Source organism: Methylosinus sp. H3A (assembly GCF_015709455.1).
Taxonomy (GTDB): Bacteria; Pseudomonadota; Alphaproteobacteria; order Rhizobiales; family Beijerinckiaceae; genus Methylosinus.
The window spans coordinates 1-21643 of record NZ_JADNQW010000005.1 but is presented as its reverse complement, the minus strand read 5'-3'; the positions used below and the strand labels follow the sequence as shown (position 1 = coordinate 21643).

Genomic DNA, 21643 nt, shown 5'->3' with positions numbered 1-21643 from the left:
ATGAACCAGTTTGGGGAGGAATTATGAAAATCATCGAGAAACTGACGCTCGCCGGAGCTTTGATCGCGCTGTCGGCGACGACCGCCTCGGCTCATGACCGTCGCAACTCTTGCTCGAATCTGCCGTCGTGGTCGCAGTTGCGTTCGGCCCTGACCGGCGCGCGCGGCGTGACCGGCAATAATGGGCTCGGCTTGCACATGTGGGCGACGATCGTCGCCAATGATGGAACGGTCTGCGCCGTCGCCTTCACCGGCGGCGACTATAAGAGCCAATGGCTCGCGAGCCGCGTGATCTCGGCGCAAAAGGCCAACACAGCCAACGGCCTCAGCCTGAGCAAAGGCGTGACGCCGAGCGGCAGCGCCGTGGGATTGGCCGGCCTCGCGCTCTCGACCGCCAATCTCTATTCGGCGGTGCAGCCGGGCGGCAGCCTGTTCGGCCTGCAGTTCAGCAATCCGGTCGATCCGGACGCGGCCTATGAGCAGAAGAACGGCCGGCCGGCCGATCCGGCGACCTTCGGCCAGCAGAATGATCCGATGGTCGGCGACGCGATCGGCGGCGTCAACGTCTTCGGCGGCGGCCTTGCGCTCTATGCGCCGAATGGCGTCAAAATCGGAGCCATCGGCGTGAGCGGCGACACGTCCTGCACGGACCATGCGGTCGCGTGGAGAGCGCGTCACAGCCTCAATCTGGATTATCTGTCCGGCGTCGGCGGCGTGAGCGGCGATGCGACGAAGCCCGACAATATCGTTTTCGATATCACGGCCGGGGTCAGCACTAGCGGTTGGGGTCATCCCAATTGCGCCGGCGTGGGCAATGGCACGCCGGTTCTCAGCACTCTGCCCGCGGTCCAATGAGCGCAGGCTGACCAAATTCGGCGGGGAGCGCGACGCTGCTCCCCGTTTCATGTGGTGTGTGTCTCGCGTTGGAGTCTCGATGTCGTCGCCATCGTCCATCTGGCGCAAGGAGTTTTTCGAGGGCTCGCTCGCGAGCTCGGCGAGTCGCGCGTGGAATTGGTATCGCGCCGAATTTTTCGCGCTCTTCTCTCCCCCCACGCTCGCCTGGCTGCTCGATCGCGGCGAGCGCCGCCTGCTTCTGCGCGTCGGACGACAGCGCGAGCCGCTGCAATTGCTCTCCGCGGACGGACATGCGCTCGCCGATCCGGTCTCGGCGGAGGAGCTCTCGGCCTCTTCGATCGACGAAGCGCTGGAGCGTCGCGGCGCGACGCGCGCTGCGACGAAGATCGTCGTGGAAATTCCGCGCGAGGCGTTCTTCGTTCGGCGTTTCGACGCGCCGCTCGCCGCGCAGCCCGATCTGCCGCGCCTGCTCGCGTCGGAGGTCGAGCGCAAGACGCCGTTCCTCCTCGCGGATATTCTGCACGGGCATGTCGCGGAGCCCCATCCGCAATCGCCGAGCAAGCTCGTCGTCGAACAATGGATTTTACGGCGCGACCTGCTGCCCGGTCTGCTCGATGGCTCCGGTCTGTCTGTCGATGATCTCGACTTGGCGCAGCCTGCGCCCGCGGGCGAGGCCGCGACTAGTGTTCCCGCTCTCACCGTCGGCCGAGCCGTCGAGGCGCCGCATTGGGAGCGCAAAGCCGCATTGGCCCTGGCTGTCGTCGCAATCGCATTCTTCGTCCTCGGCGTCGCCGTCACAGTTTGGCGACAGGAGCGTGACGCCGCTGCGCTCGACGTCGAAATCGCCGAAATGTCGCGCCGCGCGGCCGATGCGCGCAAGCTCGCCGAGCAGGCCGCGTCCGAGAGCCGCCTGCTCGCCACGCTTCGCGAAGAGCGCGCGAAATATCCGGCCTTCGTCGATCTTTGGGAGGAAGTCTCGCGCATCCTGCCCGACGGCGCCTTCGTCTCCGATCTGCGTCTCGCGGAAGCGCGCGAGGGCGAGCGCTCCATCGAGATCGTCGGCCTCGCCGATTCCGCCGCGAGCCTTCCCGCCTTGTTCGATCGTTCTTCGCTCTTCGTCGACGCGAAGTTGACCGCGCCGATCACGCCTGATCCGATCGAGAAGCGCGAGAGCTTTTCGCTGCAAGTGACAGTGCGACGGCGCCAATGATTCGGATCGGTCCATGCCGCTGAGCTCGCGAGCCCTCTCGCATCCGCAATGGTCGCGGCGCGCCCTGTTCTTCGGCGTCAACGCCGTGGCGGCGCTGCTGCTGTTCTTCGTCTTCGTCGAGCCTTTGCACGGCTTTCTCGCGGAGCGCGCCGAAAGCGTCGTCGACCGGCGCGCGACGCTCGCGCGTTACGAGGCCGTCGCCACGCAGGAGAAGGCGGTGCGGCTCTATGCGCAGCAGGTGGCCGAGAGCAATGCGCAGGGCGAATTGCTCTCCGGCGCGACGGAAGGCGTCGTCAACGCCAATCTGCAGGCGCTGCTGAAAGCGGCGGCCGATCGATCCGGCGCGACGGTGAACTCGATTCGCATGTTGCCGTCCAAGACGGTGAATGGCGCGTCGCTGGTCGGCGCGCGACTCGATGTCAGCGGCTCGATCGAGGCGCTGCATGCGCTGCTGCGTTCGCTCGAGAGCGAGACGCCGCTGCTTCTGGTGCTGACGGCTTCGTTACGCCGTCAAATGGCCGTATGGGGCGCGCAGGGCGGCGCGAACGACGGATTTCTCGCCGCGCAATTCGACGTCTTCGGCGGCGCGTCGCCGAAGGAGCGCTCATGATGGGAGCGCTCGCCGCGCGCTTTCGCGCTCTGGCGCGTGAACTGCGTCTGTCGCCGCTCGCCGCTTTGCTTCTCGCATCGCTGGCGGCGTTGGACCTCGCCGCTTCCGCCTTCGCCCTTCTTTCTCTGATCGGTCCCGACGAAGCGGCGTCGCCGCCGAAGACGGACTGGCGCCCGCCGAGCTTCGTGTCGCCGGCCTCCGGTCGCGCGGCGGCGGCGAGCGACGACACTCAGACCTTGTCGCGCCCGATCTTCTGGAAGACACGACGTCCGCGCCCCACTGCCGCCAAGCCCGATCGAGGCGAAGGTTTCGCAGGAATCCCCTCGGCGCCCGCCGGCCTGTCACTCGCCGCGATCGTGAGATCCGGCGCATCCGTGCGCGCTTTCGTCGTGTCGGGTGAAGATCCGGAAGGCCGCTGGCTCGTTCCCGGCGAATCCGTGCAGGGCTGGACGATCGCAGAGGTCGGAGAGGTGGAGTTGAAACTCGTCAATGGCGCACAATCTGCGCGCCTGCAACTCTATCCCGAGCAATAGGAATTCAGGCCCGATCGATGTTCTGCGTCTCGTCGCGGGGCGACGCGAGTGGCGCATGACGGACAATCATGTTAGGTGGCGTGAGCGTGTGTATTCGACGGCGTTCAGGGGCGAATGTGCGGGTGCGTTTTTTACATTCGAGTCTAGTCGCCCTCGTGGCGGTCGCGGCCTCTGCTTGCCAGAGCACGAACGATCCTCCTGTCGCAGAATGGAGCCGCGAGGCGCTCGACGGCGGCTCCGCCTCCCCGGGCCGAGTGACGAGCGGCCGCGCCGCCGCGCGCGGGGGACGCGTCGCCGCAGAGTCGATCGTCGGCAGTGGGCGCTTCATCGGCGAGGCCGTGTCGCGCCAGAAAGACGACGTCCGGGACGAGAAAGACGGCGTCACCCTCAATCTCGCCAATCTGCCGATCGCTCAGGCGGCGAAAGTCGTGCTCGGCGATATCGTCGGCGTCGATTATGTCGTCGATCCGCGGATCGACGGCAAAGTGACGGTGCATACGGCGCGGCCGGTCAAAAGAGCCGTCGCGATCGAATTGTTTCAATCGGCTCTGCGCGTCTCCGGCGCCGCAATCATCGAAAGCGGCGGCGTCTACAAAATCGTGCCGCTCGACCAGGCCGCCGCCGGCGCCTCGATCTCCGTCGCGCCGCAGGCTCTCGACACGGAGCGCCTGGGCAGTGGCGCGCGCGTCGTGCGTTTGCGTTATGTCTCCGCCTCCGAGCTCAAACGCGTTCTTGAGCCGATCACGCGGCAGGGCGCCGTCGTGCGCGCCGACGATCAGCGCCGCACGCTGACTTTGACAGGAAGCGCGCAGGAGATCGCCGCGCTCGAAGATACGATCGCGCTGTTCGACGTCGACACGATGCGCGGCATGTCCTTCGCCGTCGTGCCGGTGACGAGCGCCGACCCGGACGCCCTCGCCGAGGATTTGCGCAAGGTCTTCGGCTCCGAGCGCGAGGGGCCGATGAACGGTATGATTCAGTTCATCGGCAACAAGCATTTGTCGGCGATTTTGGCGATCACCCCGCAGCCCGGTTATCTGGCGCGGGCGCGCGCCTGGATCGAACGTCTGGACGCGCGGGCGCAGGGCGTTCAAAAGCAGTTTTTCAGCTATCGGGTGCAGAACCGGCCGGCCAAAGAACTCGTGCAGGTCGTCGGCTCCATGTTCGGGCGCGACGCCGGCGTCGCCAAGACCAATGACGTCTCGCCGCGTTTCGGATCGTCTGTCCTCTCGTCGGGAGGGTTGTCGACGAACTCCGCCGGCTCGTCCGGGCTCGGTTCGTCCGGCCTCGGCTCCTCCTCGGGACAGCTCGGGGCGCTCTCGACGACGAGCTCGAACAGCGGGAGCGGCGGCCTCGGCGGTTTCGGCGGATCGTCGAACGGCGGCGGCGGAGCGGGGTTCGGAGCTTCGAACGGCGCCTCGAATTCGAATGGCGCGCAGGATCAGACGTCGACGGCCTCGGGGCTCGGCGAGGACAGCCGTTTCAAAATCGCCGTCGACGAGGCCAAGAACGCCATTGTGGTGATGGCGACGCCGGAGGATTACAAGCGCCTTCTGCGCGTCATCGAGAAGCTCGACGTTCTGCCCAATCAAGTGTTCATCGAAGCGACGATCGCCGAGGTCTCGCTCAATGACGATCTGCATTTCGGCGTGCGCTGGTTCCTACAGAAAAAATCCTCGATGAGCGGCTTCTCCACCGGCGACGGCAACACGCCGGCGGCGAATGACGCGCTCGGCAATAATCTGCTCGGCACGGCGGTTGACGCGGTGTTTCCCGGCTTCGCCTACGCCTTTCGCGCCGCCAATGCGCAAGTCACGCTCAACGCCCTCAATCAGATCACCAACGTCAACATCATTTCGACGCCCTCGCTCACCGTTCTCGACAATCGTCAGGCGGTTCTCCAGGTCGGCGATCAGGTTCCCGTCACCACGCTCTCGGGCGCGACGGCGCAGGGCGGCATCACGACATTCAACTCCGTCAACTATCGCGACACGGGCGTCATTCTCGCCATCACGCCGCACATCAACGAGAGTGGCCGCGTGATGCTGGAGTTGGAGCAGGAAGTCTCCAATGTCGCGCCGGGCGCGAGCTCGTCGTCGACGACGCCGACGATTCAGCAACGGCGCGTGAAGACGCAGGTGGTCGTCAACGACGCGGAATCGTTGATGCTCGGCGGACTCATTCAGGACTCGCGCACGCGCGGCTCCAGTCAGGTGCCGGTGCTCGGCGACGTGCCGTTCTTCGGAAACGCCTTCAAGGACAAGACCGACTCCGCCGGCAAGACCGAGCTGCTCATCATGATCACGCCGCATGTGGTGCGCTCGCTCGGCGAGGCGCGCGACATCACCGACGAATATAAGCGAAAGCTGCTGCAGATCGCCACAAAGGCGAAGGTCCGTCCCCGCAGCATCGAAGGGACGGCGCGGCGCGTGCTGCTCGACCAGTAGAGAGCGACGAAAGCGGAAACCCTGTTCCGTCAGCAGGGAGGCGCCGAGGCGCCGGCGCCGAGCAGACGATCGCGGTTGCGCGCGAGCGCTCTTCTGGTTTCGAGAATGGTGAAAGGAAGACGCTCGTTCGGCCGCAGCGCGATGATCGTCTCCTCGACGCCGATCGCTCCGCTCGAGAGAGCGGCCTCCGCATGAATTGAAAACGTTCCGCCGGCGACGCCATTCTGACGATATTCCGCTGGAAATCGCGGGTCGCGGCGATCGAGCCCGTTCGGAAAAGGCTTCGCGGCGAGCGCGAGCGTTTCCGCTGCGGGATAGCGCGCGAGCGCGGCGAAGAGCGCCGGCGGCGCGGATCGCGCGTCGACGCCGACGCTGTGCGAATGGACGGTGACGACCGGCAGCAGAGCGCGCAGCAGCTGCGGGTCCATTCCGTCGATCTGATCGAGCTCCAAAGCAGTCTGGAACGGCGCATGCTTGGGCGCGAAGGGCCGCTTCGATGACGGCGGCGGCGCGGAAAGACGCGCGAACTCCGAAATTTGCGTTTCGCGAAAAGCGATGATCGCACGCGCGAGGCCGTTGGCGTCGTCGGCTCCGAAGCCGCGCAACGCAGCCTCGATCAGCGGAGAGGAGGCTGCGTTGAGATCGAGCTTGCCGCTCTCGTCTTCGATCGAGATCGCCACCGCCGCGCCGGCGAGCGTGCAAAAGCGCGGCGCGCCGTCGTGAACGGCCGTTTCCGCCTGCAGAGGATTGCCGGCCTTCTGCTCGCCAAGCAGTCCGATGATCGCCAGATTGACGGCGCCTTCGGCAAGGAGATGCGCCTTTATCGCCGCGGAATTGTCGACCGCGCCGCGCAGGCGCAGCCGCGCCGTCGCCATGAATGAGGTCATCAGCAAAATGATGACGCCGAGACCCCAGATCACGACGAGGAGTGCGAAGCCTTTTCGATTCTCTTTGCCTCGGCGGCCCGCGGACATGTGAGCGAGGAGATCGTCAACGCGCCGCCGTGTCGCGACTGCGCGAAATCGATCCCGCGCCGCCTTCGCGGCCCTCGGGACCGAGCGAGCCTATGTCGAAGGGGCCGTTCTGGCCGGGAGCGCGATAGAGATAGTCATGGCCCCAGGGGTCTTTCGGAACATTGGCGGATTTCAAATAGGGGCCGTTCCAGACCGTCGCGCCGGCGGGCCGGCGGGCGAGCGCGGAGAGTCCTTCTTCCGACGACGGATAGCGGCCGACGTCGAGATAGAACAGATCGAGCGCGCTCGAAATATTCTCCATCTGAATCTGCGCGGTCTTGACCTTCGACTCGGAGAGATAATTCAGCACGCGCGGACCGACGAGGCCGACGATCGATCCGATGATCGCGAGCACGACCAGCATTTCGACCAGCGTATAGCCGGCGCGCGCGGATCGGTTCGCGCGGCGAAGCGGACGATGTGAGTGGATCGAGGCTTTGAGCAAAGGTGAGGATCGCATCGGACTCGGCTTCTGGAGGTGCGCGCTGCACATGCGGAAAAATGCGTCGCCAGACTAGGCAGAGCCGGCCGACGAGTCCAGCCGCCGGCCGGCTTTCGCATCGACGGATTTCGCGCGCGACGTCATCGCATCGACACGAAGACATGTCTTGCCTGCGAGCGCTCGCCACGGCGAGCAGAATAATGGCGCGAAGCTTTCCTCGTCCGTCGCGGGGCGAATCCGGCCGTGGTCTCGAAGGACGGGGAAAGCTGCATTTCGCCGTGCTTGACACCTCTTCGCCCATGGCGATCAACTCCCCGTCATGCGCAGACGAATCGCTCGATCTCACTCGGCCGCGAGGCCATTCTCCTTCGGCCGTCCATGAAAGTCGTCGGCCTGTTCGCCGGGATCGGCGGCCTCGAGCTCGGGCTCTCCCGCGCCGGGCACGAGCGCCTGATGTTTTCTGAAGTTTGGCCGCTCGCCGCGCAGGTGCTCGCCGCGCATTTCCCCGAGACGCCCAATGTCGGCGACGTCGCCGCATTGCGCGGACTGCCCGGCGAGACCGAGCTCGTCGCCGCCGGCTTCCCCTGTCAGGACTTGAGCCAGGCCGGCCGCACGCAGGGCATAGAGGGGCGCAAATCCTCGCTCGTCGAACATGTGTTCCGTCTGCTCGACGAGACGCCCGCGCCCTATGCGCTGCTCGAGAATGTCTCCTTCATGCTGAGCCTCGATCGCGGGCGGGCCATGGCGCGGCTCGTCGCGGCATTCGAGGAGCGCGGCTATCTGTGGGCTTACCGGGTCGTCAACACTCTGGCCTTTCTGCCGCAGCGGCGCGAGCGCGTGCTGTTTCTCGCCTCCCGCGCCGCCGACCCCGCCGATATTCTGCTCGTCGACGAGGCGGCGCCCTGCCCGCGCGCGACGTCGCTGCCCACCCACGCGCATGGCTTCTATTGGACGGAGGGGGTGCGCGGCCTCGGCTGGGCGCCCGATTGCGTGCCGACGCTGAAAAACGGCTCGACGCTGGGCATCGCCTCGCCGCCGGCGATTCTGCTGCCGGGCGGCGAAGTGGTGACGCCGGACATTCGCGACGCCGAGCGCCTGCAGGGATTTCCGGCGGACTGGACCGCGCCGGCCGAGGCGCTGGGGCGCGCCAACTGGCGCTGGTCTCTCGTCGGCAACGCGGTGAGCGCCCCGGTGGCCGAATGGGTCGGCGGCCGGCTCGAAGCGCCCGGAGACTATGACCCGGCCCGCGACGGCGCGCCTCTGGAGGAGGGCGCCCGCTGGCCCCGCGCGGCGCGCTATGACGGAGACAGGCGCTTCGGCGTCGAGATTTCCGCCTTTCCCGTCTGGCGGGAGCGCGAGCCGCTGCATCTTTTTCTGCAACATCCGGGCAAGCCGCTCTCGGCGCGCGCCGCCGCCGGCTTCCTCGCCCGCACGCAGCGGGCGAAGCTCCGATTCGAGCCCGGCTTCCGGGAGTCGGTCGCCGCCCATCTCGAGGCGATGCTCGCCGCCCGATCCCTTGTCGCCGCCGAATGAAGACGCCGCCCGCCAGCGATCCGGCGCGCTCGGCGCTGATGAAACGGGTGCGGCGGTCCCGCACCGGGGCGGAGGAGGCGGTCGCGCTGGCGCTGAGGCGGGCGGGCCTCCACTATCGGCGCAATGTCGAGGGCTTGCCGGGCGCGCCGGATTTCGCCAATCGCAGCCGGCGCTGGGCCCTCTTCGTCAATGGCTGCTACTGGCATCACCACAAGAATTGCCGCCGCGGCACGATCCCGAAACAGAATCGGGCCTTCTGGCTGGAAAAATTCGCCGCCAATCGCGCTCGCGACGCCCGCAAAGCCAAGTCTTTGAGAGCGCAGGGCTTTCATGTTGCGATCCTGTGGGAGTGCGAGGCGTTGGACCGGAGCAGGCTGGACGAGCGCGTCCGCCGGCTCGCGCGCCGCTACCGGAGCGCAGAGCAGCCGAGAGAATTGGACTAGGCGCGGCAAAGGGCGGTTCACGCCGATTGCCCACGCTTCTGGCCATGCGCCCGCCGAATTGCTACAAGCCACGGAGAGCGGTCTATATTCCGTTCCAGCCCCTCGAGACCGCTTCGGCTCTCGAGACCACCGCGAGCCCGTCGAGCCATGCGCAGCGCCAAATACGAGCGCGACACGAAAGAGACCCGTATCGCCGTCGCCGTCGACCTCGACGGCGAGGGCAAATCCGACATTTCGACCGGGATCGGCTTCTTCGACCATATGCTCGACCAGATCGCCCGCCATGCCCCGCTCGACCTCACCGTCGCCGCCAAGGGCGATCTCCATATCGATGGCCACCATACGGTGGAGGATGTGGGAATCGCGCTCGGCAAGGCGGTGGACGAGGCGCTCGGCGACCGCAAGGGCATCGCCCGCTACGGCGACGCCCATGTGCCGCTGGACGAGGCGCTCGCCCGCGTCGTCGTCGACATCTCCGGCCGGCCCTTCCTCGTCTTCGACGTCGCCTTTCCTGCGGCCAAGATCGGCGAGTTCGACACCGAGCTGGTGCGCGAGTTCTTCCAGGCTTTCGCCATGAATGCGCGCATCGGCCTGCATGTCGAGGCGCTGCGCGGCGTCAATTCGCATCATATCGCGGAAAGCTGCTTCAAGGGTTTCGCCCGCGCCTTCGGCAAGGCGGCGGCGCCCGATCCGCGCCGCGGCGGCGTCGTCCCCTCGACCAAAGGCACGCTCACCGGCTGAAAGGGAGGCGGGCCCATGGCCGTCTACACCGTCCTGATTCCCCCGGCCCCGCCGGGCGAGGCTCCGTCGCCGGAGCGAATCGTCTTTCTGCGCGACGGCTTCTCGACGCCGGCCTTTTTGTTCGGCCCGCTGTGGCTGCTGTGGCGGCGGGCGTGGCTGCCGGCCGTCCTATGGACGGCCGCGCTCGCGCTGATCTTCGGCGCCGGCGTGGCTTTCGGGATCGATCCCGAGGCGGCCTCGGTCTTGCAGCTGGCGCTCGGCGCGCTGCTCGGCCTCGAGGGGCCGCGGCTCGTGGCCTGGTCGCTCGAGCGCAAGGGTTATACGGAGAGCGCCGTCATGGTCGCGGATAACATCGACGAGGCCGAGGACGTGTTCTTCGCCAATTGGCGCCCGTCCGGCGTCGTCAAGACGACGGTTCCGACGACGACCGGCGGTCGGGCGGCGATGCGGCCCATCATCGGCGGCCTGTTCGAGGAGCCGCGCGCGTGACGACGGCGATCATCGATTACGGATCGGGCAATCTGCACTCTGCCGCCAAAGCCTTCGAGCGCGCCGCCCGGGAAGGGAACGGCGCCGAGATCACCGTCACCAATGATCCGGATGTGGTGCGCCGCGCGGAGCGCGTCTGCCTGCCGGGCGTCGGCGCTTTCCGCGACTGCCGCAGCGGCCTCTCGGCGCTCGCCGGGCTGGACGAGGCGCTGCGCGAGGCGGTCATCGAGCGCGGCCGGCCGTTCCTCGGCATATGCGTCGGCATGCAGCTGATGGCGACGCGCGGCCTCGAGCATGGCGAGGCCGCGGGCCTCGGCTGGATCGCCGGCGACGTCGCCGTCATAGAGCCCGCGGACAAGAGCCTCAAAATCCCCCATATGGGCTGGAACACGCTGCAGCTCGCGCGCCCGCACGCGCTCTTCGCGGACATCCCCACGGGGGAGAGCGGCCTGCACGCCTATTTCGTGCATTCCTACCAATTCCTGCCGGCTTCGCCCGATCACGTCGTCGCGACGACGGATTATGGCGCGCCGCTGACCGCCGTCGTGGCGCGAGACAATCTCGTCGGCACGCAATTCCATCCCGAGAAGAGCCAGAGGCTCGGCCTCGCTCTCATCGCGAATTTTCTGAGGTGGCGTCCGTGATCCTGTTTCCCGCGATCGATCTCAAAGAGGGTCAATGCGTGCGCCTCGTCGAAGGCGAAATGTCCTCGGCGACGGTGTTCAACGACGATCCGACCGCGCAGGCGCAGGCCTTCGAGCGTCAGGGCTTCGACTATCTGCATGTCGTCGATCTCGACGGCGCCTTCGCCGGCGCGCCGATGAACGCGCTCGCGGTCGAGGGCATTCTCGCCAATATCAAAATCCCCGTGCAGCTCGGCGGCGGCATTCGCGAGATGCGCACCATATCGCGCTGGCTGGACAAGGGGATTTCGCGCGTCATCATCGGCACGGCGGCTGTGCGCGATCCGGCGCTGGTGCGCGAGGCGGCGCGGCTCTATCCGGGCCGCATAGCGGTGGGCATAGACGCCAAGGACGGCTTCGTCGCCGTCGAGGGCTGGGCGCGCCGCACCCATGTCTCGGCGCAGGATCTCGGCCGCAGCTTCGAGGACGCCGGCGTCTCGGCCATCGTCTACACCGACATCTCCCGCGACGGCGTGTTGAAGGGCCTCAACATAGAGGCGACGCTGGCGCTCGCCGATGCGCTGAGCATCCCGGTCATCGCCTCCGGCGGCCTCGCCTCGCTCGCCGACATAGAGCGGCTGCTGCAGCCCGACTGCAAGAAGCTGGCGGGCGCGATCACCGGCCGCGCGCTCTATGACGGACGGCTCGATCCGGCGGAAGCGCTGGCGCTGATCCGGGCGGCGACGGAGGCGGCATGAGGCCGGAAGACGTCATCGCCCGCTTGACGTCCCGCGCCGGAGTGGTGCGCGTGAGAAACGTCATGAACCATGTCTTGTGGTTCATGACGGTGGGGACGCTCGCCTTTCTGACGGCGGCCTACGAATTCCAAGCCGACCCAGTGTTGAAGTATGTATTCGTCTTCTTTGCCGCCGTTCCGAGCGTCGTCTTTGTCATTACGCATTTCTACTTTATGTTGAAAAGCCCAGATCGCCTTCAGTCCGAAGAGTTTGTGGTGCGGCAGCACGAGCTTTGGATCGAGTCCCGAAGCAAGAGCGGTCTTCCGCAGAAAATCGAAGGAGAAGGCTTGGAGCTTCCCAATGTGATCGAGGTGGATCCGAGCGAAGGAGAGCAACCGTGAACGCTTTTCTCCTAGTTTACGATAGTTCGAGGATGTCGCGCGACCTCGTGTCCCGGCGCCTGGACAAGATTGCGGAGATCACGAACTGGTACGCCGTCTTCGACAATACTTTCTGCATCTCGTCCGAGCGCGACGCGCGGTGGCTCGCAGCGCAGATCAGGGAAGAGGTGATCCCTGACGTTCGATTCATCGTCACGGAAATCGAGACGAAGAAGAAGGGCGGCTGGCTCCCGAGAATCATCTGGGACTTCATCAATCGCCCGCAGTCTCCGGAATCATCGGCCGCCTGATGCTCAAATCCCGCGTCATTCCCTGCCTCGACGTCAAAGAGGGCCGCGTCGTCAAAGGCGTCAATTTCGTCGATCTGCGTGACGCCGGCGATCCGGTCGAATGCGCCATCGCCTATGACGCCGCCGGCGCCGACGAGCTCTGCTTTCTCGATATCACCGCCAGCCACGAGAATCGCGGCATCATGCTCGATGTCGTGCGGCGCACGGCGGAGGCCTGCTTCATGCCGCTCACCGTCGGCGGCGGCGTGCGCAACGAGGACGACATTCGCAATCTCTTGCTCGCCGGCGCCGACAAGGCCTCGATCAATTCCGCCGCCGTCGCCGATCGGCAATTCGTGCGCGAGGCTGCGGAAAAATTCGGCGCGCAATGCATCGTCGTCGCCATAGACGCCAAGCGCGTCGGCGACCATTGGGAGATCTTCACCCATGGCGGCCGCCGCCCGACGGGCATAGATGCGGTCGAATACGCCAAAGAGGTCACGAGCCTCGGCGCGGGCGAAATTCTGCTCACCTCCATGGACCGCGACGGCGCCAAAATCGGCTTCGACATCGGGCTGACACGCGCCGTGGCCGACGCCGTCGATGTGCCGGTCATCGCCTCGGGCGGCGTCGGAACGCTGGATCATCTCGTCGAGGGCGTGCGCGAGGGCCATGCTTCCGCCGTTCTCGCCGCGTCTATTTTCCACTTCGGCGAGTTCACCATCCCGCAGGCGAAGCGATATATGGCGAAAGCGGGCATACCGATGCGCCTCGACGGCCTGGAGCCTTCATGAGCGATTTCACCCTCGCCGATCTCGCAGAGATCATCGCATCGAAGCGAGGCGCCGACGCCGCGCAATCCTACACCAAGAGCTTGTTCGAAGCCGGCACGCCCCGCATCGCCAAGAAATTCGGCGAGGAGGCTGTGGAGACGGTCATCGCCGCAATGGAAGGCGACCGCAAGCATCTGACGAGCGAGGCCGCCGACACGCTCTATCATCTGCTCGTGCTGCTGGCGGCGGGCGGCGTCACGCTCGAGGAGGTGCTCGCCGAGTTGGAGACGCGCACGGCGCAGTCCGGCCATGCGGAAAAAGCGTCGCGCGGAGAGCGGAAATGAACGCCGAAGCCTATCTGGGAGCCGGCGCGGTTCTGTCGCCCTATCGGCGCTTCACACGCGCCGAATGGGCGAGCCTGCGCGCCGACACGCCGCTGACGCTGACGCTCGACGATCTCACGCGGCTCAAATCGCTCGATGATCCGATCTCGCTGGAAGAGGTCATCGAGATTTATCTGCCGCTCTCGCGCCTGCTCGCGCTTTATGTCGCGGCGACGCAAGGCCTGTTCAAGGCGACGCAGCGATTCCTGGGCGCCGAGGACGGCAAGATGCCCTACATCATCGGCGTCGCCGGCTCGGTCGCCGTGGGCAAATCGACGACGGCGCGCATCCTCAAGGCGCTGCTGTCGCGCTGGCCCAACACGCCGAAGGTCGAGCTCGTCACCACCGACGGCTTTCTGCATCCCAACGCCGTGCTCGAGCGTGACGGCCTCATGGACAAGAAGGGCTTTCCGGAGAGCTACGACAATCGCGCGCTGCTGCGCTTTCTCTCCGATGTGAAGGCCGGCCAGCGCAATGTCGCCGCGCCGGTCTATTCGCATCTGACCTATGACGTCGTGCCGGGCGAATATTTCTACGTCGACAAGCCCGACATTCTCATCGTCGAGGGCGTGAATGTTCTGCTCGCCAGCCGCCCGCGCGGCGACGGGCGCGAAATTCCCTTCGTCTCGGATTTCTTCGACTTCTCGGTCTATCTTCACGCTGAGGAGGATGTGCTCGAGCAATGGTATGTGGACCGTTTCCGCCGCCTGCGCGAGACGGCCTTCCGTGATCCGCTCTCCTATTTCAAGAAATACGCCGATCTCGACGACGAGGAGACGGTGCGCGTCGCCAAGGATATTTGGACGCGCATCAATCTCGAGAATCTGCGCCGCAACATCTCGCCGACGCGCCCGCGCGCCAGCCTGGTGCTGACCAAAGGCGCGGACCATCGCATAGAGGAAGTCGCGCTGCGCAAATTGTGACGCGCGTCAGCCGGCTCGCGTGAATTCGAGCAGCCGTCGGCAGTCCTCCGCGAGGCGCGCCTCGCGAATATTGGCGACGCCGAGCAGCAGGCCGCGCGGCCGCGGCTCTTCCGCATACCAGGGCGACAGGGGGGCGGGCGCCGATCCGGCGGCGATGGCGCGCGCGGCGATGGCGAGATCGTCGGCGTCCTCCGGCAGATCGAGCTTCAATGAGAGGGCGCAGGCGGAAATTTCCGCGTCTTCGCCCGCCGCTTCCCGTAGCGCGACCGTCAGCGCCTTTCGCCGCGCGGCATAGAGGCGTTTCATGCGCCGCAAATGGCGCAGGAAATGGCCCTCGGCGATGAAGGCGGCGACCGCGCGCTGCGTCGCAGGGGCCGGCGCCGGCGCGAGGCAGGCGGCGATCTGCGCGAAGCGGGCGGCGAGCGCCGGCGGCGCGACGAGGAAGCCGAGCCGCAGCGCGGGGCTCATCGTCTTGCTGAATGTGCCGGCGTAGACGACGCGGCCGTCGCGGTCGAGCGAGGCGAGCGCCGGCGCAGCGCGGCCGTCGAGCTGCAATTCGCCGAGATAATCATCCTCGATCACATGAGCGCCCGTCTCGCTCGCCCAGCGCAGCAGCGCGAGCCGACGCGGAAGCGACATGGCCATGCCGAGCGGCGCCTGTTGGCTCGGCGTCACCGCGGCGAGAGCGGCGCGCGGCGCTCGTCGGACGGCCTCCGCGACGTCGAGGCCCTGCGCATCGACCCGGATGGGGACGCTCTCCAATCCGGCGAAGCGCAGCGCTTCGCGCGTGACGGGAAAGGCCGGATCCTCGAGCCAGACCTCGCGCCCTGCGAGCGGCAGAGCGCGCAGCGCGAGGCCGAGCGCGCCGAAATAGCCCGTCGTCACGATCACCTGCTCCGGCGCGCAATGGAGTCCGCGCGCCACGGAGAGATAGGCGCAGATCGTGCGGCGCAGCGCGATCTCGCCGCGCGGGTCGGGATAGGCGAGCGGCGCGGCGGCGGCGGCGCGGGCGGCCTGCGCCGAGAGCCGCGACCATAGCGCATGTGGAAAGGCGTCATGCGCGGGAAGGCAGGGCCGGAAGAGCAACGGCGCGCGCGCGTAATCGTGAAACGGCCCCGACAGGGCCGGCGCCGCAGGCGTTTCGGCCCGCCTCGGGACGAGAGGCGGGCGCTCGGCGACGCGGGTGCCGCGCGCGCCGTCGGCCGCCGCCAATTGCTCGTCGACAAGCCGCTCATAGGCCGCCCGCGTCGTGCCGCGCGCAACGCCGAGCTGGGCGGAAAGATCGGTCCAGGAGGGCAGGCGCGCGCCAGCGGCGAGCCGCCGCTCGACGATGGCCGCGCGAATGGCGGCGTAAATCTGCTCGGAGAGAGGCGTCTTCGCCTCGCGGTCTATGTCGATCGGCAGCGGCTGCATGGACGAATGGTACAAGAGTTCGCGCAAGTCTCGATGCTTTTTTCTGGTTCGAACGGCGCGCATGGTCCTCTCGCCCCGAACGAAGGAGCCTCGCCATGCGGCATGTCGCGTTTTTTCTCTTCGGTCTGCTCGCCCTCGCGCCGCCCGCCGCGGCGCATGACGCCTCCGGTCCGCAGGTCACACTGCTGTCGCGCGCGGAAATTCCCAATCTCCCCGGCAAGAGCCTCGTCAGCGTGCTGGTCTCCTATCCGCCGGGCGGCAAATCGCCGCCGCATCGCCACGCCGCGTCGGGTTTCATCTACGCCTATGTGCTTTCGGGCGCGATGCGCAGCGCCACGGACGCCGGCGCGGCGGAACTTTTCCGCGCCGGGCAGAGTTGGTTCGAGCCGCCGGGCGCGCGCCATGTGGTGAGCGAGAACGCCAGCGACACGGAGCCGGCGCGATTGCTCGCTATCTTCGTCGTCGATTCGAGAGAGACGCTTTTGACCCTTCCCGATGCAGGAGAGAGAGAATGACCAGCCGCCTCGATTACAATCACGCCGCGCCCGAGGGCATGAAGGCGCTCGGCGCCGTGCATACCTATGTCGGCGCGAGCCTCGGCATGGCGCTCGCCGAGCTCGTCTATCTGCGCGTCTCGCAGATCAACGGCTGCGCCTATTGCCTCGATCTGCACACGCGCCGGCTCGTGGCCGAGGGCTTCACCGTGGAAAAGCTCGCGCTCGTCTCCGTCTGGCGCGAGGCGGAGGCGCTATTCTCCGAGCGCGAGCGGGCGGCGCTCGCTTGGGCGGAGACGGTGACGAAGGTCGCCGAGACCGCCGTTCCAGATGTGGAATTCGCGGCGGTCTCGGCGCAATTTTCTGGAAAGGAGCTCGCCGATCTCACTTTGGCGATCAGCCTGATGAACGCCTACAACCGCATGGCCATCGCTTTTCGGGCGACGCCCGCCGCCGTGAAGCGCGCGGCGCAGGGGTGACGGAGCGGCTGACGTCCGCTCTGGCTCGGAACGGAGGAACGCGCTAAGCCCGGCGAGGCGTTCCGCTCCAGCCTTGCGACATCATGCTCGATTCAGGCGACAAAAAAAGCTCGTCCTTCGCCTCTGCGCTCGTCGCGGTGGCGCTCGTCTTCTTCGGCGCGCTGGCGGCCGCCGCGGGCGTGACGCTGCTCGCTCGGCTCGCCATGCTGTTCTTCGCGGCGGCGCCCGATGGCGCGCATGTCGCCGCCGTCATCGTCTTCGCGGCGACCTATTTCGTCATCGCGCTCGGCGAGGCGCCGGGCTTGCGGCTCGATCGCGCCGGCGCGGCTCTGCTCGGCGCGAGCCTGATGGTGGGGCTCGGCGTGCTGCCGTTGGACGAGGCCTATCGCGCCATCGATTTCGACACGATCACTCTGCTGCTCGGCATGATGATCGTCGTCGCCAATCTGCGGCTCTCCGGCTTTTTTCGCCTCGCCAGCAATTTCGTCGTCACGCGCGCGAAGAGCCCCCTCGCTCTTCTCGCGGCCATCGTGCTGGTGACAGGCGCCTTCTCGGCTTTTCTCGTCAATGACGCCATCTGTCTCGTGATGACGCCGCTCGCCCTCGAGCTGACCAAGCGGCTGAAGCGCGATCCGCTGCCTTATCTGCTGGCCGTGCCCATGGCCTCCAATGTCGGCAGCGTGGCGACGATCACCGGCAATCCGCAGAACATGATCATCGGCGGCCTGTCGCATATTCCCTATGGCGCCTTCGCCGCGGCGTTGTGGCCGGTCGCCGCCTTCGGCCTTCTCGTCACTTTCGCGCTTCTCGCGCTGTTCTACCCCCGCGAGTTTCTCTCGCGCGAGCGATTGCCCGAGGCCGCGCCGCCGCCGGCGCGGGCGCGCGGATTTCTCGTCTTCAAATCCGTGTCGGTGACGCTCGCCATGATGGGCCTCTTCTTCGCTGGCCAGCCGGTGGCGAAGGTCGCCATCGTCGGCGGCGCGCTGCTGCTGGTCACGCGCCATGTGAAGGCGGAGAAGGTCTATCGCGAGATCGACTGGCCGCTCCTGCTGATGTTCGTCGGCCTGTTCATCGTCGTCCAAGGGCTCGAGGCGACAGTGCTGACGCCGCAGGCGGTGGCGTCGATCGGCAATTTCGATCTCTCCGACGCAGGCGTGCTGGCGATCGTTTCCGCCATTCTCTCCAATCTCGTCAGCAATGTGCCGGCGGTGCTGGCGCTGAAGCCTTTCGTCGCCGGCGCCGCCGATCCGCAGCGCGCCTGGCTCGTCGTCGCCATGGCCTCGACTCTCGCCGGCAATCTGACGCTCATCGGCTCCGTCGCCAATCTCATCGTCGCCGAGCGCGCCCGCGCCGCGGGCGTCTCCATCGGCTTCTGGGCCTATTTCAAGATCGGCGCGCCGCTCACGCTCGTTACTATAGCCTTCGGCGCGTGGCTTTTGTCATAGCCGGCAACTTTTTGGTTCGCAGAGCGTTTTTATCGTATCGGAGGGCCGGGGGCTCACGAGGGGAGGTCGATATGGCGACCGCAATCCCGAATCTACACATGATCTCGAGCGAGCATATCGTCGGCGCGAAGGTCTTCGATCAGGGCGGCAAGGAGATCGGCGAGATCGATCATCTGATGATCGATCCTGCGACCGGCCAGGCGCGCTACGCCGTCGTGAATTTCTGCGGCTTCATGTGCCTGCGCAAGGGCCATCACGCCGTGCCCTGGAATGCGCTCTGCTACGACATGGATCGGCGCCGCTATGTGACGTCGGTGACCGAGCATCTGCTCGAGGACGCGCCCGAATATGACGATGCGAGCTGGGCCGATCGCGACTGGGAGACGCGCATCCACGCCCATTATGGCGCGGCGCCTTATTGGGAGGGCGCGGCGCGGTAGGCGGCGAGTGTCTCGACATTTTTGGTCAGGCTTGGCCGAGGCAAATGGCCAGACGTCTTCGCCGACCAAAGAAAATGCTTTCGACCGAGCTTCGCGAACGCTTCCCCGATCGTCGCTTCTTCATATTGGATGGAGCGGCGGGGGACGCGTTTGTTTCGGCGCTCGACTCGCCACCGTGACGGCATCCGCGAATGGAGCGTTTATTCCACGAGCGCTCTGTTTTCGACGCCAAAGGCTGAGCGCCATCAAATATGAATCGCCCTTCCATAGGCGTCGAGCGCGCTCTCGTGCATCGTCTCGGAGAGCGTCGGATGCGGGAAGATCGTCTCGATCAGCTCCGCCTCGGTCGTCTCCAGATTCATCGCTATGACGAAGCCCTGGATCAGCTCCGTCACCTCCGCGCCGATGAGATGCGCGCCGAGCAGGCGGCCGCTCTTGGCGTCGAAGATCGTCTTCACGAGGCCCTCGGCTTCGCCCATGGCGATGGCCTTGCCGTTGCCCATATAGGGAAAGCGCCCGACCTTCAGCTCGTAACCCGCTTCTTTCGCCGCCGCTTCGGTGAGGCCGACGGAGGCGATCTGCGGATGGCAATAGGTGCAGGCGGGAATGCGCGTGCGCTCGATGGCGTGCGGCGAGAGGCCGGCGATCGCCTCCACGCAGACGACGCCCTCATGCTCCGCCTTATGGGCGAGCATGGGCGGGCCGGCCACGTCGCCGATCGCATGGACGCCCGCGACATTGGTGCGGCCGAGCCCGTCGGTGAGGATGACGCCGCGCTCCATCTTCACGCCCAGCGTCTCGAGGCCCAGGCCCTCGCTATTGGGAACGACGCCGACGGCCGAGATCACGCGCTCGGCTTCGACGATTCTCTCGCCGCCCTCCGCGGCGATCGTCGCGGCGACGCTGTTCTCTCGTCTGTCGAGCCGCGCCACTTTCGCATTGGTGACGATCTTTATGCCCTGCTTCTCGAAGGATTTACGCGCCAGCGCGGCGATCTCCGCGTCTTCTGCGGGAAGAATCTGCGGCAGCGCCTCGATCAGCGTCACCTGCGAGCCGAAGGTCGAATAGAAGGAGGCGAATTCGACGCCGATCGCGCCGCCGCCGACGACGAGCAGCGACTTCGGAATGGACGGCGGCAGCAGCGCCTCGAAATAGGTCCAGACGAGTCTCCCGTCCGGCTCGAGGCCGGGCAGGGCGCGCGGCCGCGCCCCTGTCGCGACGATCACATGCGCGGCCGTATAGACGCCCTCGCCGAGGCTATTCTTCGGTCGCGGAAGCTGCGGCCTGTCGCCGAAGCTCCCCGGCGCCGCGACGCGGACCTCACCGGGCGCGGCGAGCGCGGCCTCGCCCCAGATCACGTCGATCTTGTTTTTCTTGCATAGAAACTCGACGCCGGCGTTGAGCCGTGCGGCCACCGCGCGCGAGCGCTTCACCAGCGCTTCCGCGTCGAAGGAGACTTCGCCCTCGATGCGCAGTCCGAAATCCTTCGCATGTCTCGCATAGCGGAAGACATCGGCCGAGCGCAGCAGCGCCTTGGTGGGAATGCACCCCCAATTGAGGCAAATGCCGCCCAAATGCTCGCGCTCGACGACGGCGGTCCTCAGCCCGAGCTGGGCGGCGCGGATCGCGGCGACATAGCCGCCCGGCCCGCCGCCGATGACGATGAGATCATAAGAATTGGCCATGGACGCCCTCGCGACTCGCTCAGGCTCATATTTGGCCATGAAAGGGCCGGGCGCCATAGGCGTCGGGTTCAGCCGGTCGGCGGCGCGAGCTGTCGGCGTCGTTCGGCGCGTCCACGCCGCTCGAAATGCGCGCGGGCCGAGGCGTAGCGGCCGCGCGCGATCAGAAAGGCGACATCCGGATTACGCGCGAGATAGGCTTCGCCGTCGAAATTCTCCGGCGTTGCGACAATGTCCCGCGGGATCATCTGCACCCGCCCCTCATAGCGGCCATAGCGCGAAAAATGCGCCCGGCCGGAGACGATGCGGCCGCGCCGCACCGATTCGGCGACATCGGGATTGGCGTAGAGATAAGAGCGTTCGTCGAAATTCTCGAGCGTCGCGACTTCGGCCGAGCTCGCTTCGCTCGGCAGCGTCGGCGGGGCCGCCGCCTCACGCGTCGCCAGCGGGCGCAGCTCGCGCAGAGCGGTGAATGCGCGGCGCACAGCCCGGCCGCCCGAGGCCACGGCCGCCTCGAGCCGCAGGGGCGCGAGCGCCGCGGCGCCGATGCGCTCGCCGCGCCGGCATGCGCCCGCGGCCATGTCGTAGAAGCGCAGAAAATGCGCAAAGCCCTGCGGGTCGCGTCGATAGAGAAGCCCCAAGAGATCGTCGCCCGGCGGCGCCGTCGCGAAGAGGCGCGCGTCCTCCGCCTTGGGGCCGTGGAAATGCACGATCGCCGCATCCCATTCGACGCCCCAATAGGGCTTCCAATGCATGTGGATCGGCAGATGGTCCCAGCGCCCTTCGAAATGCTCGTTGAGCGCTTCCTGGTCGTAATGATGCGGGCGGCCGAGCGAATTGCGCGCGCGCCGCATCAGCGCGTCATATTCGGCGCGCATGGCCGGGACGTCGAGCAGCAGCACGCCCGAGCATAATTGCGACCATTCATGCGGCTCGTGCATGGGCGCGGCGGCGAAATAACGCGGCCGCAACGGCGACAGCTCGACGCGCCGCGCGAACAGCACGTCGCAATCCGTGTAGAGGACGAATTCGTCCCTGGTCTCGATGAGCGGAATATCGAGCCGCAGCAGCGCGCCTGCGGCGACGGCGCGGCTCCAGCCCGGCGTCTCGGGCGTCGCCTCTATGGCCTCGATGAGGCCGGAGCGCCGGCGATGAATATGGACGGCTTCGTCATGGCCGAGGAGGGCGCGGAGCCGGTCCTCCTCGCCGTCGAAGACGATATGCGGCTCCAGCCCCGCAATATCGATCGCCGTGCGGACGGCGACG

General features: G+C 66.7%; 24 protein-coding genes and 1 pseudogene. 20 read left to right on the top strand and 5 right to left on the bottom strand.

Features of this window, described 5'->3' with window-relative positions; translation table 11 throughout:
- Nucleotides 1–23 precede the first annotated feature (23 nt).
- From IY145_RS02895 to gspD, 5 genes are all read left to right on the top strand, one after another.
- Entirely contained in the window at nt 24–854 is an 831-nt protein-coding gene (locus tag IY145_RS02895) for a heme-binding protein (protein WP_196406838.1), read from the top strand.
- 79 nt (nt 855–933) lie between these two features.
- Nucleotides 934–2064, top strand: a complete 1131-nt coding sequence (locus IY145_RS02890; protein WP_196406837.1) for a PilN domain-containing protein — start codon at nt 934–936, stop codon at nt 2062–2064.
- Between the two features lie 13 nt (nt 2065–2077).
- The gene (gene gspM, locus IY145_RS02885) at nt 2078–2674 is read left to right on the top strand and encodes a type II secretion system protein GspM (protein ID WP_196406836.1); all 597 of its coding nucleotides are present in this window, start codon (nt 2078–2080) and stop codon (nt 2672–2674) included.
- Nucleotides 2671–3207 carry a hypothetical protein gene (locus tag IY145_RS02880; RefSeq protein ID WP_196406835.1) on the top strand — a complete coding sequence of 179 codons (537 nt, stop codon included), beginning with the start codon at nt 2671–2673 and terminating at the stop codon, nt 3205–3207. The genes gspM and IY145_RS02880 overlap by 4 nt, the downstream gene beginning before the upstream one ends.
- Nucleotides 3208–3362: 155 nt before the next feature.
- Nucleotides 3363–5654 (top strand): type II secretion system secretin GspD, encoded by a 2292-nt coding sequence (gspD, locus tag IY145_RS02875; RefSeq protein WP_312030551.1) that lies wholly within the window; start codon nt 3363–3365, stop codon nt 5652–5654.
- 29 nt (nt 5655–5683) lie between these two features.
- Here gspD and IY145_RS02870 read toward each other — a convergent pair whose 3' ends face one another.
- Entirely contained in the window at nt 5684–6574 is an 891-nt protein-coding gene (locus tag IY145_RS02870) for a type II secretion system protein GspK (RefSeq protein WP_210332609.1), read from the bottom strand.
- Between the two features lie 70 nt (nt 6575–6644).
- On the bottom strand, nt 6645–7127 hold the full coding sequence (gene gspG, locus IY145_RS02865; protein WP_210332608.1) for a type II secretion system major pseudopilin GspG: 483 nt from the start codon (nt 7125–7127) through the stop codon (nt 6645–6647).
- A gap of 360 nt (nt 7128–7487) precedes the next feature.
- On the opposite strand from gspG, the gene IY145_RS02860 reads away from it, so the two are divergent.
- The 11 genes from IY145_RS02860 to coaA all read left to right on the top strand — a co-directional run bounded on the left by IY145_RS02860 (nt 7488) and on the right by coaA (nt 14424).
- Complete coding sequence (locus IY145_RS02860) at nt 7488–8642, top strand: DNA cytosine methyltransferase (protein ID WP_196406832.1); 1155 nt, start codon at nt 7488–7490, stop codon at nt 8640–8642.
- Nucleotides 8639–9085, top strand: coding sequence for a very short patch repair endonuclease (locus IY145_RS02855; RefSeq protein WP_196406831.1), 447 nt, complete (start codon nt 8639–8641; stop codon nt 9083–9085). The genes IY145_RS02860 and IY145_RS02855 overlap by 4 nt, the downstream gene beginning before the upstream one ends.
- 147 nt (nt 9086–9232) lie before the next feature.
- Nucleotides 9233–9826, top strand: a complete 594-nt coding sequence (gene hisB / locus IY145_RS02850) for an imidazoleglycerol-phosphate dehydratase HisB (RefSeq protein ID WP_196406830.1) — start codon at nt 9233–9235, stop codon at nt 9824–9826.
- A gap of 15 nt (nt 9827–9841) precedes the next feature.
- Nucleotides 9842–10315 (top strand): DUF2628 domain-containing protein, encoded by a 474-nt coding sequence (locus tag IY145_RS02845; protein ID WP_196406829.1) that lies wholly within the window; start codon nt 9842–9844, stop codon nt 10313–10315.
- Nucleotides 10312–10959: an imidazole glycerol phosphate synthase subunit HisH gene (gene hisH / locus IY145_RS02840; RefSeq protein ID WP_196406828.1), complete on the top strand. Its 648-nt coding sequence runs from the start codon at nt 10312–10314 to the stop codon at nt 10957–10959. The genes IY145_RS02845 and hisH overlap by 4 nt, the downstream gene beginning before the upstream one ends.
- The gene (gene hisA, locus IY145_RS02835; protein ID WP_196406827.1) at nt 10947–11696 is read left to right on the top strand and encodes a 1-(5-phosphoribosyl)-5-[(5-phosphoribosylamino)methylideneamino]imidazole-4-carboxamide isomerase; all 750 of its coding nucleotides are present in this window, start codon (nt 10947–10949) and stop codon (nt 11694–11696) included. The genes hisH and hisA overlap by 13 nt, the downstream gene beginning before the upstream one ends.
- On the top strand, nt 11693–12076 hold the full coding sequence (locus IY145_RS02830; RefSeq protein WP_024880710.1) for a hypothetical protein: 384 nt from the start codon (nt 11693–11695) through the stop codon (nt 12074–12076). The genes hisA and IY145_RS02830 overlap by 4 nt, the downstream gene beginning before the upstream one ends.
- A gap of 32 nt (nt 12077–12108) precedes the next feature.
- Nucleotides 12109–12366, top strand: coding sequence for a hypothetical protein (locus IY145_RS02825; RefSeq protein ID WP_036291827.1), 258 nt, complete (start codon nt 12109–12111; stop codon nt 12364–12366).
- A complete protein-coding gene (gene hisF / locus IY145_RS02820) occupies nt 12366–13139 on the top strand; it encodes an imidazole glycerol phosphate synthase subunit HisF (protein ID WP_196406826.1) in 774 nt (257 codons plus the stop codon). Before IY145_RS02825 ends, hisF begins: the two co-directional genes overlap by 1 nt.
- On the top strand, nt 13136–13462 hold the full coding sequence (locus tag IY145_RS02815) for a phosphoribosyl-ATP diphosphatase (RefSeq protein WP_196406825.1): 327 nt from the start codon (nt 13136–13138) through the stop codon (nt 13460–13462). The genes hisF and IY145_RS02815 overlap by 4 nt, the downstream gene beginning before the upstream one ends.
- Entirely contained in the window at nt 13459–14424 is a 966-nt protein-coding gene (gene coaA / locus IY145_RS02810) for a type I pantothenate kinase (protein WP_196406824.1), read from the top strand. The genes IY145_RS02815 and coaA overlap by 4 nt, the downstream gene beginning before the upstream one ends.
- A gap of 6 nt (nt 14425–14430) precedes the next feature.
- Here the strand turns inward: coaA and IY145_RS02805 are convergent, their stop codons facing one another.
- Complete coding sequence (locus tag IY145_RS02805) at nt 14431–15837, bottom strand: PLP-dependent aminotransferase family protein (RefSeq protein WP_196410380.1); 1407 nt, start codon at nt 15835–15837, stop codon at nt 14431–14433.
- A 95-nt stretch (nt 15838–15932) separates the two neighbouring features.
- Between IY145_RS02805 and IY145_RS02800 the strand changes: the two genes are divergently transcribed.
- The 4 genes from IY145_RS02800 to IY145_RS02785 all read left to right on the top strand — a co-directional run bounded on the left by IY145_RS02800 (nt 15933) and on the right by IY145_RS02785 (nt 18695).
- Complete coding sequence (locus tag IY145_RS02800; protein ID WP_196406823.1) at nt 15933–16352, top strand: cupin domain-containing protein; 420 nt, start codon at nt 15933–15935, stop codon at nt 16350–16352.
- Nucleotides 16349–16810, top strand: a complete 462-nt coding sequence (locus tag IY145_RS02795) for a carboxymuconolactone decarboxylase family protein (RefSeq protein ID WP_196406822.1) — start codon at nt 16349–16351, stop codon at nt 16808–16810. Before IY145_RS02800 ends, IY145_RS02795 begins: the two co-directional genes overlap by 4 nt.
- An 83-nt stretch (nt 16811–16893) precedes the next feature.
- Nucleotides 16894–18255, top strand: coding sequence for an anion transporter (locus IY145_RS02790; RefSeq protein WP_196406821.1), 1362 nt, complete (start codon nt 16894–16896; stop codon nt 18253–18255).
- 71 nt (nt 18256–18326) lie between these two features.
- Nucleotides 18327–18695: a PRC-barrel domain-containing protein gene (locus IY145_RS02785; protein ID WP_196406820.1), complete on the top strand. Its 369-nt coding sequence runs from the start codon at nt 18327–18329 to the stop codon at nt 18693–18695.
- Between the two features lie 245 nt (nt 18696–18940).
- Here the strand turns inward: IY145_RS02785 and lpdA are convergent, their stop codons facing one another.
- Entirely contained in the window at nt 18941–20380 is a 1440-nt protein-coding gene (lpdA, locus tag IY145_RS02780) for a dihydrolipoyl dehydrogenase (protein WP_196406819.1), read from the bottom strand.
- Between the two features lie 68 nt (nt 20381–20448).
- Nucleotides 20449–21643: pseudogene (locus IY145_RS02775) on the bottom strand (hypothetical protein); the annotation flags it as partial.

Bases quoted from the DNA above. Each gene is read 5' to 3' on its own strand.
- IY145_RS02880 (WP_196406835.1), top strand. From the start codon at position 2,671: ATGATGGGAGCGCTCGCCGCGCGCTTTCGCGCTCTGGCGCGTGAACTG.
- hisB (WP_196406830.1), top strand. From the start codon at position 9,233: ATGCGCAGCGCCAAATACGAGCGCGACACGAAAGAGACCCGTATCGCC.
- coaA (WP_196406824.1), top strand. From the start codon at position 13,459: ATGAACGCCGAAGCCTATCTGGGAGCCGGCGCGGTTCTGTCGCCCTAT.
- hisF (WP_196406826.1), top strand. From the start codon at position 12,366: ATGCTCAAATCCCGCGTCATTCCCTGCCTCGACGTCAAAGAGGGCCGC.
- IY145_RS02890 (WP_196406837.1), top strand. From the start codon at position 934: ATGTCGTCGCCATCGTCCATCTGGCGCAAGGAGTTTTTCGAGGGCTCG.
- IY145_RS02785 (WP_196406820.1), top strand. From the start codon at position 18,327: ATGGCGACCGCAATCCCGAATCTACACATGATCTCGAGCGAGCATATC.
- IY145_RS02895 (WP_196406838.1), top strand. From the start codon at position 24: ATGAAAATCATCGAGAAACTGACGCTCGCCGGAGCTTTGATCGCGCTG.
- lpdA (WP_196406819.1), bottom strand. From the start codon at position 20,380: ATGGCCAATTCTTATGATCTCATCGTCATCGGCGGCGGGCCGGGCGGC.
- IY145_RS02795 (WP_196406822.1), top strand. From the start codon at position 16,349: ATGACCAGCCGCCTCGATTACAATCACGCCGCGCCCGAGGGCATGAAG.
- IY145_RS02855 (WP_196406831.1), top strand. From the start codon at position 8,639: ATGAAGACGCCGCCCGCCAGCGATCCGGCGCGCTCGGCGCTGATGAAA.
- IY145_RS02830 (WP_024880710.1), top strand. From the start codon at position 11,693: ATGAGGCCGGAAGACGTCATCGCCCGCTTGACGTCCCGCGCCGGAGTG.
- IY145_RS02825 (WP_036291827.1), top strand. From the start codon at position 12,109: ATGTCGCGCGACCTCGTGTCCCGGCGCCTGGACAAGATTGCGGAGATC.
- IY145_RS02800 (WP_196406823.1), top strand. From the start codon at position 15,933: ATGCGGCATGTCGCGTTTTTTCTCTTCGGTCTGCTCGCCCTCGCGCCG.
- IY145_RS02805 (WP_196410380.1), bottom strand. From the start codon at position 15,837: ATGCAGCCGCTGCCGATCGACATAGACCGCGAGGCGAAGACGCCTCTC.
- gspG (WP_210332608.1), bottom strand. From the start codon at position 7,127: ATGCGATCCTCACCTTTGCTCAAAGCCTCGATCCACTCACATCGTCCG.
- IY145_RS02790 (WP_196406821.1), top strand. From the start codon at position 16,894: ATGCTCGATTCAGGCGACAAAAAAAGCTCGTCCTTCGCCTCTGCGCTC.
- gspM (WP_196406836.1), top strand. From the start codon at position 2,078: ATGCCGCTGAGCTCGCGAGCCCTCTCGCATCCGCAATGGTCGCGGCGC.
- IY145_RS02860 (WP_196406832.1), top strand. From the start codon at position 7,488: ATGAAAGTCGTCGGCCTGTTCGCCGGGATCGGCGGCCTCGAGCTCGGG.
- IY145_RS02845 (WP_196406829.1), top strand. From the start codon at position 9,842: ATGGCCGTCTACACCGTCCTGATTCCCCCGGCCCCGCCGGGCGAGGCT.
- IY145_RS02815 (WP_196406825.1), top strand. From the start codon at position 13,136: ATGAGCGATTTCACCCTCGCCGATCTCGCAGAGATCATCGCATCGAAG.